Source organism: Pseudomonas sp. W4I3 (assembly GCF_030816195.1).
In the GTDB taxonomy this organism is placed as follows: Bacteria; Pseudomonadota; Gammaproteobacteria; order Pseudomonadales; family Pseudomonadaceae; genus Aquipseudomonas.
On record NZ_JAUSXS010000001.1, the window covers coordinates 126,022 to 142,601 of the forward strand.

The following is a 16,580-nucleotide window of genomic DNA, read 5'->3' on the forward strand; positions in this document are numbered from 1 at the left end:
AGGCCCGTGCAGGGCCCTTTGATGCGATGGTAGGGCTGGCGCGGGCAGGTCAAATGCCTGCGGACGCCACGCAAAGGTGCGTTTACGACATAGCAGCAACAACACAGAACTAAATGTGGGAGGGGGCTTGCTCCCGATGGCGGTGTGTCAGCTTGCACAGGCTGTGACTGACACACCGCCATCGGGAGCAAGCCCCCTCCCACAGGGGTTAGGCGCTGATCTGACGGACAAATAGCAGTAGGAGGAAGTGCAGCGGATAAAGCGCATACGCCCAGCGGCGCATGGCCGGCGGCGAGACGTGTTTGGCGTGTCGCAACAAGACCAATCCGGCCAATGGCGCAATCAGGCAGGCCACCAGCCCCGTCAGCGCCACGATTGAGCCGCTGCTGAGCAAAATCTGCCATTGATTGGCAGCCACGCAGACCAAACCCGGCAAAACGCTGAGATACCAAGGTCGGCTGAATACCAGCAGCATCGCCATCGGCAGCAATACACCAAAAAAACCGAACATCAGGTGCGTGGAAAATACAGCGCCTATGGTGAGGGCAACCAGCGCCAATCCTCGATCCAAAAGCGCTTTCTGCTGCCATCCTCGCGCAACCAGCAATCCCAGCGCCAAGGTCGGCAACACGTTCAACGTATCGGCATCCTCGATGAACAGTCGGTAAGGCACTTCGCTGATCACGCTGAACAGCAGCAACCACCCCAGGTAACGCCACTGCCCGGTCACGCCCACATTACGGACCCGATGCAGATTCGCCGCGATCGCCAGGCAAAACCACGGGAACGCCAGGCGCCCCGGCACATACAGACCATCCAGGCTCAACCCCACATAGCGCAGGTGGTCCAGCACCATGCTCAATAGCGCCAGCCATTTGAGTAGGTCCAAAGCGCCATCTCGGACACGTCCGACAGGCAGGGTGTGAGTAGCGTGCATAATTCCCCAACGACTTTGCATTTACAGTGCGTGCGCCCCCCTCCCAATCTTGGTTAAAGTGCGCACCAACATCGACCACAGGAATGGGCCATGACTGACAAGAGCCAACAATTCGCCAGCGACAACTATTCCGGCATCTGCCCGGAAGCCTGGGCCGCCATGGAACAAGCCAACCAGGGCCATCAACGCGCCTACGGCGATGATGAGTGGACCCACCGCGCAGCCGACGGTTTCCGCAACCTGTTTGAAACCGATTGCGAAGTGTTCTTCGCCTTCAACGGTACCGCAGCCAACTCCCTGGCGCTGTCCTCGCTGTGCCAGAGCTACCATAGCGTGATTTGCTCGGAAACCGCCCACGTCGAGACCGACGAATGCGGCGCGCCGGAATTTTTCTCCAACGGCTCCAAGCTACTCACCGCACGCACCGAAAACGGCAAGCTGACCCCGGAATCGATCCGCGAAATCGCGCTCAAGCGCCAGGATATCCACTACCCGAAACCGCGCGTGGTCACCCTCACCCAGGCCACCGAGGTCGGCAGCGTCTACACCCCGGAAGAAATCCGCGCCATCAGCGCCACCTGCAAAGAGCTGGGCCTGAACCTGCACATGGACGGCGCACGCTTCTCCAACGCCTGCGCGTTCCTCGGCTGCTCGCCAGCCGACCTGACCTGGAAAGCCGGTGTGGACGTGCTGTGCTTTGGCGGCACCAAGAACGGCATGGCCGTGGGTGAAGCGATCCTGTTCTTCAACCACAAGCTCGCCGAAGACTTCGACTATCGCTGCAAACAGGCCGGCCAGCTGGCGTCCAAGATGCGCTTCCTCTCCGCCCCGTGGGTGGGCCTGCTGGAAAACGACGCCTGGCTCAAGCATGCCCGCCACGCCAACCACTGCGCGCAATTGCTCAGCAGCCTGGTAGCGGACATTCCCGGCGTGGAATTGATGTTCCCGGTGCAGGCCAATGGCGTGTTCCTGCAACTGTCGGAACCTGCTATCGCAGCACTGACAGCCAAGGGCTGGCGCTTCTACACCTTCATCGGCAAAGGCGGCGCGCGTTTCATGTGTGCGTGGGATACCGAGGAAGAGCGTGTAAGAGAATTGGCGGCGGATATCAGGGAAGTGATGAACGCCTGAAGTAGAAATCAGACCAGCCCGTGCTGGCCGTTTGCCGAGTCTGTTTTTTGATATTTCTGACAGCAGCGCGCTGCGATTTCATTGTCTAGCCTCTTGGAACCCGGAAGGAAAACGCAGCGATATCTGCCACCTTTCGGGTTTATGACCTGCCGAATGTTCGGCTGGAAATACCTATCTAATGGAGAGCTTAATCATGGAATATCAAAGCAACGGCAACACGCTTCAAGGCGACGACACCATTAGCACCACGGTGATCGACTGGGACGAGTTCAGAAAACACGCCAAAGTCGGCGACACCATCCGCGAGCCATCCAGGACGTTGAGGATCTACGACAAAGTCTATGAACTGACAGCTTCAGGCCAGCATTTCGTCGTACACATCTACGCCCAGTAACCCACGCTGATCATTCCCACGCTCCGCGTGGGAATGCCTCCCGTGACGCTCCGCGTCACCCACGCTCGATTCAAAACTCGATGCGCACGTCGCCCTTCGGCACGCTGCAGCACGACAGGATGTAACCCTCGGCTTCGTCCTCTTCGGTAATCCCGCCGTTGTGTTCCATCTCGACTTCCCCGCCCAGCTTCATCACTTTGCATGTGCCGCAGATGCCCATGCCGCATGCCTTGGGGATCAACAGCCCCAGCTTGGCCGCCGCCGCATGCACAGTTTCGCCCGGTGCCACGCGGATGCTCTTGCCCGAGGCAATGAATTCCACCTGGTGCAGGTCCGCCAGATCGACCTCGGGGGCGTCGGCGGCTTGTTCGGCTTGCTCCACAGCGTCGGCGCGCGCTTCCGGCGGTGTCGCGCCGAAGGATTCTTCGTGATAACGCGCCATATCGAAGCCGGCGGCTTCCAGCAGGCGCTTGACCGCGCTCATGTAAGGCGTCGGGCCGCAGCAGAACACTTCGCGCTCGAGGAAATCCGGCACCATCAGTTCCAGCATCTTGTGGTTCAGGTACCCGCGATAGCCGGCCCAGGGTTCGCCCAGGCCATGTTTTTCGCAGATCAGGTGCAAGCTGAAGTTGTCGATCCGCGACGCCATGTGCTCCAGCTCACGGTGGTAGATGATGTCCTTGGGCGAGCGGGCGCTGTGAACGAACGTCATGTCGACATTGGCGTTGGTGTCGTAGAACCAGCGCGCCATGGACATCACTGGCGTGATCCCCACACCACCGCTCAGGTACAGCACTTTGGGGCTTGGGAAGTCCATCGCGTTGAACAGCCCGACCGGCCCGTGTACCGCCAGCTCCTGGCCTTCATGCAGCGTGTCATGCAGCCAGTTGGAAACACGCCCGCCCGGCACGCGCTTGATGGTCACCGAGAAGCTATACGGCACCGACGGCGAACTGGAGATGGTGTAGGAGCGCATGATCGGCTGGCCGTCGATCTCCAGCTCAAGGGTGACAAACTGCCCAGGCTTGAAGAAGAACAGGATCGGCTGGTCGGCCATGAAACAGAAGGTGCGCACGTCCCAGGTTTCCTGGATGACTTTGACGCAACGGACGATGTGCCGACCATTGGCCCAGGTCTGGGTGGTTACCGGGTTCAGGAAGCTGTTGGACATACTGTTCTCCACCGCCGAGGCTCGGCCTTATGGTGGCGATTCTGCGTAACGCGAGAATCCGCCATTTACCTATCTGCGACATTCACATACTTACCGCGACCAGCCCCCAACGACAGGGGGTTGCGCGTCGGGATCAGATTGGGCCATGTCGCCCATGGATAAGGTTCGACACAACGCCGGGCCCACACTCGCTCCCAACGAAGACACTTTCTTTACGCCTTGCACAGCACCAACCGTAGCCACTATTCGCCGGCCACACAGAATGGCCCTGAGGACATACACGATGGACGTCACCGCAACCTTGAGCTTGGGCGATCCGCTGGAACCCGCACGCAAGGCCACCGCGCAGATGCTGCAAGAGCGCGAGCGCACCTTTTCGCTGCCGCAGCCGTTTTACTCTGATGAGCGGCTGTTCGATATCGACATGCAGGAGATCTTCCAGAAAGAGTGGTTGATCGCCGGCATGACCTGCGAAATCCCCACCAAGGGCAACTACCTCACCCTGCAAGTGGGCAAGAACCCGATCATCGTGATCCGTGGCGCCGACGGTGTGGTGCATGCGTTTCACAACGTGTGCCGCCACCGTGGCTCGCGCTTGTGCACCAGCGAAAAGGGCAAGGTCGCCAAGCTGGTTTGCCACTACCACCAATGGACCTACGAGCTGGACGGTCGCCTGCTGTTCGCCGGCACCGAGATGGGCGCCGACTTCGACATGAAGCAGTACGGCCTCAAGCCCGTGAACGTGAAGACCGCAGGTGGCTACATCTTCATCAGCCTGGCCGAAAACCCACCGGCCATCGATGACTTCCTGTCGACCCTGAACCATTACATGGAACCCTACGACATGGAGAACACCAAGGTGGCGATTCAAACCACCTTGTTTGAAAAGGCCAACTGGAAGCTGGTGCTGGAAAACAACCGCGAGTGCTACCACTGCAACGCGTCGCACCCGGAACTGCTCAAAACCCTGCTGGAATGGGACGACGTCACCGACCCGCGCGCCGACCAGGCGTTCAAGGACCACGTCGCCGCTTCCGCCGCCGCCTGGGACGCCGAGAAGATCCCTTATGCGCACGCCAGCTTCGGCCTGCGTAACCGTATCGTGCGCATGCCGTTGCTCAAGGGCACCGTGTCGATGACCCTCGACGGCAAACAGGGTTGCGCCAAGTTGATGGGCCGCATCAAGAACCCCGACCTTGGTTCGATGCGTATCCTGCATCTGCCCCATTCATGGAACCACTGCATGGGCGATCACATCATCGTGTTCACCGTGTGGCCGATCAGCGCCCAGGAAACCATGGTCACCACCAAGTGGATCGTGCACAAGGACGCCGTGGAAGGCGTGGACTACGACGTCGACCGCATGCGCCAGGTGTGGGACGCCACCAACGACCAGGACCGTCGCCTGGCCGAAGAAAACCAGCGCGGCATCAACTCCACCGCTTACCAGCCAGGCCCGTACTCCAAGACCTATGAGTTCGGTGTGGTGAACTTTGTGGACTGGTACAGCGAGCGCCTGTTGAACAACCTTGGGGCAGCGCCTGCGCCCTACCTTAAGGGCGTGGCCGCACACGAATAACTGACACGCCGTAGATCGAAATGTGGGAGGGGGCTTGCTCCCGATAGGGATGGATCAGCTTGCACATGCATTGGCTGATACTCCGCTATCGGGAGCAAGCCCCCTCCCACACTTGTACCAGGCGCTGAACACTATTTGATCAACTCTCACGCGGACCGCTAAAAGTCGGCCCTCCAGCCTTTACCCAACAACTTATCCACAAAGACACCCACAGCAATTGTGGGCAAGTACCGGCCCCCTTCAAAATTAAACCAGGAAAATCCGTGACTTATTCAGGCTAATGGGTTTAACAGGTCCCTGGTCGTTTTTTGATCAAACAACTGAAAGCCACGGATTACTTGGCCTGTAGCACTACGCGAACACCTTATCCACAGAAGCACCAACAGACTTTGGGGGCAACTTTGTCCACAGTGTGGAAAACCACGGCAAACCTGCATATATCGGGGTATTCAGCCTTTTTCAGGGTCGTAAATCGATGATTGATCAGATTTTGACCACACCGATGATAGGCTTTGTTTATAAGGCCTGTAGCCGACAGCGAACATCTTATCCACAGAAGCGCCAACAGACTTTGGGGGCAACTCTCAAATGGATCTAGCGCCGTAACCATCGGAAAACCCTTTGAAAAAGCAGATTCAGGCTGGTCATTCTCCATCCAGACGGCTATTGGCCTTACTTCACGCGGTCTGTGGACAACCATAAACACCTTATCCACAGGCACACGCACAGCATTTGTGGACAGTCGATCATTTCCCCCAGCCGGCGCAAGAAATCACTCCTCTTCAAAGTTCATCTACACTTACTTTTGCAGTTTTATCCAATGGCCCAGGTTAGTGCAGAAGTCCTTGGCGCAAGAATGGGAGGGCAACGGCAATGTGGCAGGGTAAAACCAGCCATCAATGCGCCGAATGTTTAACGCTGATTGAATTACTTCTGACGTTGGCTTTGACCGCCATGTTTTCGACAGTTGCTTATCCGCTGACGTCGTTGATGAGTAAATGTGCCCGGAAAATCCGCCCGCAACGCTCGTTGCGGGAAACACGTCGCGTCCTCTATGCCTCGCAGCAGTTCGTAAGCCCAGCATGGGCGTATTCACAATGCGCGTACCGCATGCCCTCCAAACAACACACTTGAGCAACCTGATTTTTCCAGGACAAGGCAGTTAACCAGAGTGGAAGTTTTCTGTGGGTCCCGGACAGAGACACTCTACAACCGCATAACGCCCATGGGAGGGCGGCTGACTCATTGAGCACCGTTGCACATCACACATCGGTCGTTCCAGCAGTTCGGAACTTGTCTATCTGAATTGAAGGTGAGCTAGAACATGAACAATCTACAGCGACATATACGCAACTTGGTCAAGTGGATGTTGGCCGCGGCGTGCCTGCTGCCCGCTCTGGTGTGGGGGCACGGCGCAGTCGACACACCGGTTGCAAGACAAGTGAAATGCCAGAAAGACGGTGGCTATTGGAGTTCACAAGATGGCTCTTCCATAAAGGACAAAGGCTGCAAAGGCGCCGCATTGGTGTTTCAAACACCTGACCAATGGGCCTACCAATTTCAACAATGGAATGAAGTTGCCCACTTGATCAAGGCACCGGGTTATAACGATCTGGAGACTGTCAGGCGCGAAGTTCCGGATGGCCAACTGTGTTCGGCGGGAGACGACAAGAAAGACGGTCTGAACCGGGTCTCAGCGGACTGGTATCGGACCGACGTCATTCCCAAACAGGGAAAAATGGACGTTCGGATCATCGGTACTGCACCGCATGTGCCCAGCTTCGCCAGGGTGTTTCTCACAAAACCGGGCTTTGATCCGACTACCGCACCACTGACCTGGGATAAGTTGACACTTATCCACACCGAACAGTTGACGGTCGCCAGGCAGGACTGGGGCAGTCGTCCTCCGGCCATTTCCGGCGCCACAGGTTTTTTCGAGTTCCAAGTGCCTGTGCCTCCGAAACAATCAGGCAAAGCGACTCTGTTTGTGCAGTGGCAACGTATCGATCCGGCGGGGGAAGGGTTCTATAACTGCAGCGATATCAACATCGTCGGCGCCTCGATTCCGGAGGAGTGGTACGAACTGGGTCAATTCATAGACCCTGTCATGAGCGACCTCAAAGCCGGTGACAACGTCCATTTCCGAGTTCTGGATAATTCCCCGGAAGCCAAGGAGGTGATCGATATCACCTTGCCCATCACCGCAAGCAATCTGGACGCTAATACCTGGGGCAAACAACTCAGTGACCGGATCAACCCCGCCATAGCCAAAGTTGGCGAGAAAAGCGGTAGCAGTATCGTGTTCAACCCAACCCAACCTGGCGCCAATGCTGTTTATGCACTCCAAAAAGGCTACAGCCAAGCGATGGCGATTGTTCGAGGAGAGCATCCTGGCCCTGTGAATCCTGCACCTCCGGTAGCCCGGATTACTGGCCCGACAGCACTCGGATCAGGGCAAGCCTTTACATTTTCCGGCGTCGCCTCATCGGGCAGCAACGGCCGCTTGCTGTACGAATGGGTTGTTCCAGGGATGGGACTGCCGAAGAACGAACCGACCGTCAGCGGCCATGCCGAACAGGTAACCCAGGCGACCGCCTTCAAAGCAATCCTGAGCGTTCGCGACCAGCAAAACGGCAAGACTCATGAAGCGGCGTTCGACTTTACCGTCACGCCAGGAAGCGGTGGCGATTACCCGGCCTACGTTGAGGGCACTCATTACAAGGCGGGCGATATCGTGACCAACAACGACAAAAACTATAAGTGCAAGCCTGCGCCCTACACCAGCTGGTGTGCGGGAGCTGCCTGGGCTTACGCCCCTGGCACAGGATCGGACTGGGCTCAAGCATGGGACACGGTTCCATGAACCACCTGAGTAACCATTCGGGTCAGCGTCCAGAAAGCGAACTGCCAACCCCTCATGTCACGGCCTGAAGAAAATCAGATGTGGGAGCAGGCCTGCTCCCACACTGTGGACGTGCGGTGGTTCTAAGTCAGCGCACCACCCCCTCCTCCACCAACAACTTGAGAATCACCTGAGCGCCCTCTTCAGCGCTCAGGCCCTTGAGCACCTGCCCGCCGCCGCCACTGGCCTTGGCCGTAGCGGCTTTCATGCGGTCGGCGCCGCTCTTGGCCTTGATCACCTTGAGGCGCTTGGGCCGGGGCTTGGCCGGTTGCAACAGCGCGCCTGTGAATAGCTCATCCTGTTCGATCTCGACTTCGTGAGCGGCAAGCTCGCCACGCTGCGCCGGCCCATAGGCGCTCTGCCGAGGCTTGGGTGCCGCGTTATCCACCGTCGCCAGGAACGGCAGGCGTACCTTCAGGCGCCGGCGCTGGCCGCGTGGCAACGCCTGCAGTACATGGGCCACACCGGCGTCGATGGACTCAACTTGAGCCAGCCCCACAATCAGCGGCCAGCCCAACTGCTCGGCCAACAGGAACGGCAACATCCCCGAACCTTCGCCGGTTTCCGCCTGGCTGCCGGTAAGCACCACCTGGGCGCCGGCGTCGCGCAGATACTCACTCAACGCCGGCAACGCATCGGCACCGGCCGGCTGTTCCAGCACGTGCAGTTGCGGCAAGCCCATGCCCAGGTAGCTGCGCAGAGTCGGCTCGTGGATGTCGCCCGCGTGCAACACCTGCAACTTATCCCCAGCCATCCGCAGGCCCAGTTCGACGGCGCGCGCGTCTTGTTCGGCGCGGCGCGGGCGCCCGGAAGTGGGGTGGGCGCCGACGGATACCAGGCTGATTACATTGCTTGTCATGGTCATATCCCTAAGCTGCATCGCGCTTGGCGCCGTTGCGGTGGGCCTCGACCGCTGCGATCAAGGCTTGCAGAATCGCGGCGCTTTCGCCGATCACCGACAGGTCGGCACGCTTGATCATGTCGCAACCCGGGTCGAGGTTGATCGCCACCACCTTGTCGCAGGCACCGATGCCTTGCAGATGCTGGATCGCCCCGGAAATGCCCACGGCCACGTACACCCGCGCCGTGACCCAGGTACCGCTGGCGCCGACCTGACGGTCACGCGCCATAAAGCCATCATCCACCGCCACCCGCGAAGCGCCTTCGGTGGCGCCCAGGGCCGCAGCGGTCTGGTGGAACAGGGCCCAGTCCTTCACGCCGTTGCCGCCGGAGAAAATGAATTCCGCTTCGGCCATGGGAATCGCTGCCGGGTCCACCGCCACCGCGCCGAGGTCTTCAATACGCGGCAGGCTGCGCGCCAGGGTTGTGGATAACTCCACGGGCAGCGCTTCGTGACGGGTTTCGCTGACGGGCTCCGCACACTCCACGGCGGCGAGAATCAAGCGTGGCAGAGGCCGCGCCAAGTCTTGCTGGCCCGCACCGGCGCGGCCGATGCACTCCTCGCCCTTGATCTGCCACACCCGCGTGGCGGGGCGCTCCTTGAGGCTGGCGGCGAAGCGTCGGCCCAGTTCGCCGCCACCGCTGCGGCTGTCGGGCAGCAACCAATGGCGAGGGTTGAACTGGTTATCCACAGCGCGCAAGCCTTGTACGCGTTGCTCCGGTGAATAACCTTCGAACTCATGGCCCTCCAGCACCAGCAGGCGATCAACGCCGGCTGTCGCAAACGCGCTTTCCTTATGCTCGCCAAATACCACCGCCAGCACGGCACCGTCGCTGCCGGCCAATTGGCGGGCGAGGCCGAGCACGTCGCGGTCGTGGCTGCTCAAACGGCCGCCGACCATGTCCGGCACCACGTTGATGTAGAACGCCGGCGCCGTGAGCTGATGCAACGGCAACTGCACTTCCACTGCGGCGGTACGCTTGGCTGCGCCGCCCTGCTGGGCACCGCTGCGGTCGATACGCTTGATCCCGTTGGGGCCGATAAAACCTACACCGTGCAGGTTTTTGCGAATGACGCCGTTCGGCCCCATCCAGCTGTGTTGCGCCGGTTGCATGGCCGCGTGCAGCGGGTGCAAGCGGTTACGGGCGATCCATTCGGCGCGGGGATCGCGGCGGATAATGTCGCTCATCAATGCACCTCCGCAGGTTCACGCTTGTTGGGCGCTTTGGCCGGTGCCGCGTCTTCCAGCAAGGCGTCGGCCACCAATTCGGCAATGTCTTTGATCAAGGGGCGCGGTTCGACCACGCCTTCGAGCATCGCGGTGCACTGCGGGCAGCCCACTGCCACCAGTTCGGCGCCGGTCTCGCGGATGTCGTCCATGCGCATGTCGGGGATGCGCTGCTTGCCCGGAATGTCGGTGATCGGCGCGCCGCCACCGCCGCCGCAGCAGCGCGAACGGAAGCCCGAACGTTGCATTTCCTTGACCTCGATACCCAGCGCCCGCAGCACTTGGCGCGGTGCTTCGTATTCGCCGTTGTAACGGCCCAGGTAGCACGGGTCGTGATAGGTCACACTGTTGCCTTTGTGCTGGCCCAGGTTCAGCGCGCCCTCGCCGATCAGTTCGGCCATGAAGGTGCTGTGGTGCTGCACGAGGTAGTTGCCGTTGAAGGCGCCGTACTCGTTTTTCAGTACATGGAAACTGTGCGGGTCACAGGTGACGATGCGCTTGAAGCTGTACTTGGCCAGGGTCTGGATATTGCGCGAGGCCAGCAACTGAAAGGTCGCTTCATCGCCCAGGCGGCGTGCCACGTCACCGCTGTCGCGCTCTTCCAGGCCCAGCACGGCGAAGTCGACCCCGGCCGCCTTGAGCACTTTGACGAACGCGCGCAGGGTGCGTTGGTTGCGCATGTCGAAGGCGCCGTCGCCAACCCAGAACAGCACCTCGGCACTGCCTTTTTCGCTGAGCAGCGGCAGGTTCAAATCCGCCGCCCAGTTCAACCGGCCGCCCGGTGCGAAGCCGCCAGGGTTGTCGGTGGCGATCAGGTTTTCCAGAACTTCGGCGCCCTTGTTCGGCGTGGCGCCTTTTTCCAGGGTGAGGTGGCGGCGCATGTCGATGATGGCATCCACATGCTCGATCATCATCGGGCACTCTTCCACGCAGGCGCGGCAGGTGGTGCATGACCACAGCGTCTCGGCGTCCACCAGGCCATTGACGATCGGCTGGTGCGGGTTGCCGCTGTGTTCGCCTATCGGTTTACCTGGATAGGGGCTGCCGGCGAACTTGGCATCGGTGCCACCGGCCAGGCCGACCACCATGTCCTGGATCAGCTTTTTCGGGTTCAGCGGCTGGCCGGCGGCGAACGCCGGGCACGCGGCTTCGCACTTGCCGCACTGCACGCACGCGTCGAAACCGAGCAGTTGGTTCCAGGTGAAGTCCTTGGGTTTCTCAACGCCCAACGGCGCGGTTTTATCGCTGAGGTCCAGCGGCTTCAACCCGGTGGAACGGCCGCCGCCGAAGCGTTCGGCACGGCGGTGCCAGGCCAGGTGCAGGGCACCGGCGAAGGCGTGTTTCATCGGCCCGCCCCAGGTCATGCCGAAGAACATTTCGGACACGCCCCACAGCACGCCCACACTCAGCAACGCGGCCAGCAGCCAGCCACCGAAGTCAGCGGGCAGGATCCCCGCCACCGGCAGTGTCACCAGGAAGAAGCTCACCGAGAACGCCATCAGGCTTTTCGGCAGGCGCATCCACGGCCCCTTGGACAGGCGCGAAGGTGGGTTGCGGCGGCGCAGGTACATGAAGATGGCACCGACAAACATCAGCGCCGAAGCCAGCAGCAAGGCGTAGCCGAGGATGCGGTTGTGCAGGCCGAAACCGTGCACCAGCACCGCCAGCAGCGCCGACAGCACAAAGCCCAGGGCCGTGGCGACGTGGGTATTGGCGATGTATTTGTCGCGGGCGACCACGTGGTGCAAGTCGACCATGTAGCGCTTGGGCATGGCCAACAGGCCGCCGAGCAGGTCGACTTTGGCGGCGCGGCCACGGCGCCACATGTTCGCCCGGCGCAGGGCGCCGAGGACGGCAAGGCCCAGGGCGGCAAACAAAAGAATAGGCAGCAAGGTGTTCAACATGGTGAAGCTCCCACAGACCACACAAAACTAATGTGGGAGGGGGCTTGCCCCCGATAGCGGTGGGTCAGCTACAGCTGTATCAACTGACACTCCGCCATCGGGGGCAAGCCCCCTCCCACATTTGAACCCAGTCGGCTTAGAAATCCTTGCAAAGGCGCAGGGCGTCATAGATCGCAGCGTGGGTATTGCGCTGGGCCACACAGTCACCGATGCGGAACAGCAAGTACCCCTCGCCCGCTTCGCTCAGGCACGGCTGCGGCTTGATCGCGAACAGGGCTTCGACGTCAATCTGGCCCTTGTTGCGCGAACCTTCCTTGAGCCCGTAATAGATCGCCTCGTCCGGGCGCACGCCGTTCTCCACCACCACCTGGTCGACCACGCGCTCTTCCTTGGCCCCGGTGTATTCGTTCTCCAGTACCGCCACCAGCTTGTCGCCCTCGCGGTAGACCTTTTCCAGCATCATGTCGCCGGTCATGATCACTTCCTTGGGGTACATGCTGCGGTAGTAGGTCGGGAACGACGTACCGCCGATGGCCACGCCCGGCTTGATGTCATCGGTGACGATTTCCACCTGGCTGCCTTTGTCGGCCAGGAAGTCCGCCACCGACATGCCGGTGAATTCGCAAATGGTGTCGTACACCAGCACGTTCTTGCCCGGCGCAACCTTGCCGTCGAGCACGTCCCAACTGCTCACCACCAAGCCTTCGGCAGCGCCCCAGTGTTCGTTCTGCTCAATGAACGGATGCCCGCCGACCGCCAGCACCACCACGTCCGGGCGCAGGTCGAGGATGGTGTCGGCGTCGGCCGCCACACCCAGGCGCAGGTCGACTTTCAAGCGTGCCAGCTCCAGCTGGAACCAGCGGGTGATACCGGCGATCTGGTCGCGCTGCGGCGCTTTGGACGCCGTGGTGATCTGCCCACCGATAAACTCTTTCTTTTCGAACAGGGTCACATCGTGCCCCCGTTCGGCGGCGACGCGCGCAGCCTCCATACCGGCCGGGCCCGCCCCCACGACCACCACTTTGCGCCTGGGCCCGGTGGATTTTTCGATAATGTGCGGCACACCCATGTATTCACGGGAGGTCGCGGCGTTCTGAATGCACAGCACATCCAGGCCCTGGTACTGGCGGTCGATGCAGTAGTTGGCGCCGACGCACTGTTTGATCTGGTCGATCTGGCCCATCTTGATCTTGGCGATCAGGTGCGGGTCGGCGATGTGCGCACGGGTCATGCCGACCATGTCCACATAGCCGCCTTCCAGAATGCGCGTGGCCTGGTTCGGGTCCTTGATGTTCTGCGCGTGCAGCACCGGGACTTTCACCACTTCCTTGATACCGGCCGCCAGGTGCAGGAACGGCTCCGGCGGGTAACTCATGTTCGGGATTACGTTGGCCAGGGTGTTATGTGTATCGCAACCCGAACCCACCACGCCGATGAAGTCGAGCATGCCGGTGTCGTCGTAGTATTTGGCGATCTGCTTCATGTCCTCGTGGGACAGGCCGTCCGGGTGGAACTCGTCGCCGCACAGGCGCATGCCCACGCAGAAGTCGTCGCCCACTTCGGCGCGCACCGCCTTGAGCACTTCCAGGCCGAACTTCATGCGGCCTTCGAAGGTGCCGCCCCATTCATCGGTACGCTTGTTGACGCGCGGGCTCCAGAACTGGTCGATCATGTGCTGGTGCACGGCGGACAACTCCACACCGTCCAGGCCACCGGCCTTGGCGCGCTTGGCGGCGCTGGCATAGTTGCCGATCACACGCCAGATTTCTTCCGGCTCGATGGTCTTGCAGGTGGCGCGATGCACCGGCTCACGCACGCCGGACGGCGACATCAGGGTCGGCCAGTTGAAGCCGTCCCAACGCGAGCGACGGCCCATGTGGGTAATCTGGATCATGATCTTGGCGCCATGCTTGTGCATGGCGTCGGCCAGGTTCTGGAAGTGCGGGATGATGCGGTCGGTGGACAGGTTCACCGAACTCCACCATTCCTGGGGGCTGTCGATGGCCACCACCGAGGAGCCGCCGCAGATGGCCAGGCCGATACCGCCCTTGGCTTTCTCTTCGTAATACTTCACGTAGCGGTCGGTGGTCATGCCGCCGTCGGTGGCGTACACCTCGGCGTGGGCGGTACTGAGCACGCGGTTGCGGATGGTCAGTTTGCCGATCTGGATCGGCGCAAACATTGCTTCGAAAGCCATGGCACGGTCCTCGGCTTACAACGGTTTGACGGTGAACAGGCCATCGTCGTGGCCCTCTTCGGAGCCTCCGTAGACTTGTTCGGCCACAGTGCGAATCTGGCTGCCACGCGCTTGAAGGATCTGGTCCATCGCGCCGGCAAACCAGCCGGTGAACATGTAGTCCACCTTGCGCCCGACCTTGCCGTACACGTAGACAAAGGCCGAATGTTCCAGCTTGACGCTGGCGGTGCCTTTGTCGAGGTCGATGTCCTGGATCTTGAACAGGCCCCAGCCGCGTTGCGACAAGCGTTTCATGTAGTGCTCGAACACTGCGACGCCTTCCAGGCCATGGCATTCGGCTTCTTTTTCACACCAGTGCCAGGCGGACTTGTAGCCGGCCTTGTAGAGGATCTCGGCGTAGGCCTCGGCGCCCAGCACTTCTTCGATGCCCATGTGGTTGTTGACGAAGAAATGGCGGGGCACGTACAGCATGGGCAGGGCGTCGGAGGTCCAGACACCGGTTTCGCTGTCGACTTCGATTGGCAATTGCGGGGCGATCTTGGCCATGGAAACTTAACTCCAGAAAAATTCGTTGTGGTGTTGCCGGTAGGTGTCTGGCTTATTCGCCCCAGACGTCCTTCAAGACGTTGACCCAGTTCTCGCCCATGATCTTGCGCACCACACGCTCTGGGTGGCCGCGCTTGAGCAGGGTCTCGGTGAGGTTGGGAAACTCGCCCACGGTGCGGATGCCCAGCGGGTTGATGATCTTGCCGAAGCTGGTCAGGCGGCGGGCGTAGCCCTTGTCATGGGTCAGCATTTCGAAGAAATCCTGGCCATGGCCTTGGGTGAAGTCGGTGCCGATGCCGATGGCGTCTTCGCCGACGATGTTCATGGTGTATTCGATGGCTTCGGCGTAGTCGTCGATGGTCGAGTCGATGCCCTTGGCCAGGAACGGCGCGAACATGGTCACGCCGACAAAGCCGCCGTGGTCGGCAATAAACTTAAGCTCTTCATCGGACTTGTTGCGCGGATGCTCTTTGAGCCCCGAGGGCAGGCAGTGGGAATAGCACACCGGTTTTTTCGATTCGAGGATGACCTCTTCGCTGGTCTTGGAGCCGACGTGGGACAGGTCGCACATGATGCCGACGCGGTTCATCTCGGCGACGATCTCGCGGCCAAACCCCGACAGCCCGCCGTCACGCTCATAGCAGCCGGTGCCCACCAGGTTCTGGGTGTTGTAGCACATCTGCACCACACCGACGCCGAGCTGCTTGAAGATCTCGACATAGCCCAATTGGTCTTCAAACGCGTGGGCATTCTGGAAGCCGAAGATGATGCCGGTCTTGCCCTGCTCCTTGGCCTTGCGGATATCGGCGGTGGTTTTCACCGGGATCACCAGGTCGCTGTTTTCGCGGATCAGGGTCTGGCTGGCAACGATGTTATTGATCGTGGCCTGGAAGCCTTCCCACACCGACACCGTGCAGTTGGCGGCCGTCAGGCCACCTTTGCGCATGTCTTCGAACAGGTCGCGGTTCCACTTGGCGATAATCAGACCGTCGATAACGATGCTGTCGGCGTGCAACTCGGCTGGGCTCATCAGGCGTCCCCTTATTGGCGATTCATGCGCCGAATCGTCTGCCGGCGCTTTGGGGCCAGCATATGCCCAGGGGCCGACGGAGCCGGGTGCAAAAACGACAGGGGAATTGCCGAAAGCGTCAATCCGCGACAAAGCCTGTGTGGACATGCCTGACTGGCGGCTGTTCTTTGTCTGACGCTTGAGCCAGAATTCGGCATCACCTGATATGAGACGGCGCAATGAAATCGATTTTCCTGGCTTTGGCACTCATCGCAACCGGCGTCCACGCGGCCGAAGACACCGACAACACGCCGTGCGACGGCATCGAGAACGACCAGCAAACCCTGGAATGCGCCACCTACAACAAAACCACCGCCGAGCAATTGCTCAAGGATAACTACCAGGGGTTGCTCGAACGCATGGGTTCAACCTATGCCAGCGACAAGACCAAGCTGGCGGACATTACCGCCCGTCTGAAGGATGCTCAGCAGAAGTGGGAAAAACTGCGTGACGCCGACTGCGCGGTAGACACCTTCCCGGCCGTGACCGGCACCAAGGCCTATGCGATTGCGCAGAATGATTGCCTGGCGCGGATGAGCGATGAGCGGTCGGAGTTTTTGGAGTCGATTGGGCAGGAATAGCCTACCTATTCAACGCTACTACTGACTATTTTTTAAATGG

13 protein-coding genes are annotated in these 16,580 nt (G+C 60.4%); 5 read left to right on the top strand and 8 right to left on the bottom strand.

Features of this window, described 5'->3' with window-relative positions; translation table 11 throughout:
• Positions 1-208: 208 nt before the first annotated feature.
• Positions 209-937, bottom strand: a complete 729-nt coding sequence (locus QF045_RS00585; protein WP_306490641.1) for a TraX family protein — start codon at positions 935-937, stop codon at positions 209-211.
• A 90-nt stretch (positions 938-1,027) separates the two neighbouring features.
• Here QF045_RS00585 and QF045_RS00590 point away from each other — a divergent pair, with 90 nt between their 5' ends.
• Together QF045_RS00590 and QF045_RS00595 are read left to right on the top strand one after the other, a co-directional pair.
• Positions 1,028-2,068, top strand: coding sequence for a low specificity L-threonine aldolase (locus QF045_RS00590; protein ID WP_057723604.1), 1,041 nt, complete (start codon positions 1,028-1,030; stop codon positions 2,066-2,068).
• A gap of 193 nt (positions 2,069-2,261) precedes the next feature.
• A complete protein-coding gene (locus QF045_RS00595) occupies positions 2,262-2,462 on the top strand; it encodes a hypothetical protein (protein ID WP_306490642.1) in 201 nt (66 codons plus the stop codon).
• 70 nt (positions 2,463-2,532) lie between these two features.
• Here QF045_RS00595 and gbcB read toward each other — a convergent pair whose 3' ends face one another.
• Entirely contained in the window at positions 2,533-3,633 is a 1,101-nt protein-coding gene (gbcB, locus tag QF045_RS00600) for a glycine-betaine demethylase subunit GbcB (protein ID WP_306490643.1), read from the bottom strand.
• Between the two features lie 283 nt (positions 3,634-3,916).
• Between gbcB and gbcA the strand changes: the two genes are divergently transcribed.
• Together gbcA and QF045_RS00610 are read left to right on the top strand one after the other, a co-directional pair.
• Positions 3,917-5,212 (top strand): glycine-betaine demethylase subunit GbcA, encoded by a 1,296-nt coding sequence (gbcA, locus tag QF045_RS00605; protein WP_306490644.1) that lies wholly within the window; start codon positions 3,917-3,919, stop codon positions 5,210-5,212.
• Positions 5,213-6,536: 1,324 nt separating this feature from the next.
• Positions 6,537-8,075: a lytic polysaccharide monooxygenase gene (locus QF045_RS00610; protein ID WP_306490645.1), complete on the top strand. Its 1,539-nt coding sequence runs from the start codon at positions 6,537-6,539 to the stop codon at positions 8,073-8,075.
• A gap of 127 nt (positions 8,076-8,202) precedes the next feature.
• Here the strand turns inward: QF045_RS00610 and QF045_RS00615 are convergent, their stop codons facing one another.
• The 6 genes from QF045_RS00615 to QF045_RS00640 form a co-directional block, all read right to left on the bottom strand.
• A complete protein-coding gene (locus QF045_RS00615; RefSeq protein WP_306490646.1) occupies positions 8,203-8,973 on the bottom strand; it encodes an electron transfer flavoprotein subunit beta in 771 nt (256 codons plus the stop codon).
• A gap of 10 nt (positions 8,974-8,983) precedes the next feature.
• Positions 8,984-10,204, bottom strand: a complete 1,221-nt coding sequence (locus tag QF045_RS00620; RefSeq protein ID WP_306490647.1) for an electron transfer flavoprotein subunit alpha/FixB family protein — start codon at positions 10,202-10,204, stop codon at positions 8,984-8,986.
• Positions 10,204-12,147, bottom strand: coding sequence for a dimethylglycine demethylation protein DgcB (dgcB, locus tag QF045_RS00625; protein ID WP_306490648.1), 1,944 nt, complete (start codon positions 12,145-12,147; stop codon positions 10,204-10,206). The genes QF045_RS00620 and dgcB overlap by 1 nt, the downstream gene beginning before the upstream one ends.
• Before the next feature lie 136 nt (positions 12,148-12,283).
• Complete coding sequence (gene dgcA, locus QF045_RS00630; protein WP_306490649.1) at positions 12,284-14,344, bottom strand: dimethylglycine demethylation protein DgcA; 2,061 nt, start codon at positions 14,342-14,344, stop codon at positions 12,284-12,286.
• Between the two features lie 15 nt (positions 14,345-14,359).
• The gene (locus tag QF045_RS00635) at positions 14,360-14,890 is read right to left on the bottom strand and encodes a DUF5943 domain-containing protein (RefSeq protein ID WP_027606002.1); all 531 of its coding nucleotides are present in this window, start codon (positions 14,888-14,890) and stop codon (positions 14,360-14,362) included.
• Between the two features lie 52 nt (positions 14,891-14,942).
• Positions 14,943-15,920, bottom strand: coding sequence for a dipeptidase (locus tag QF045_RS00640; RefSeq protein WP_010207105.1), 978 nt, complete (start codon positions 15,918-15,920; stop codon positions 14,943-14,945).
• A gap of 218 nt (positions 15,921-16,138) precedes the next feature.
• On the opposite strand from QF045_RS00640, the gene QF045_RS00645 reads away from it, so the two are divergent.
• Positions 16,139-16,540: a lysozyme inhibitor LprI family protein gene (locus tag QF045_RS00645; protein ID WP_306490650.1), complete on the top strand. Its 402-nt coding sequence runs from the start codon at positions 16,139-16,141 to the stop codon at positions 16,538-16,540.
• Positions 16,541-16,580: the final 40 nt, after the last annotated feature.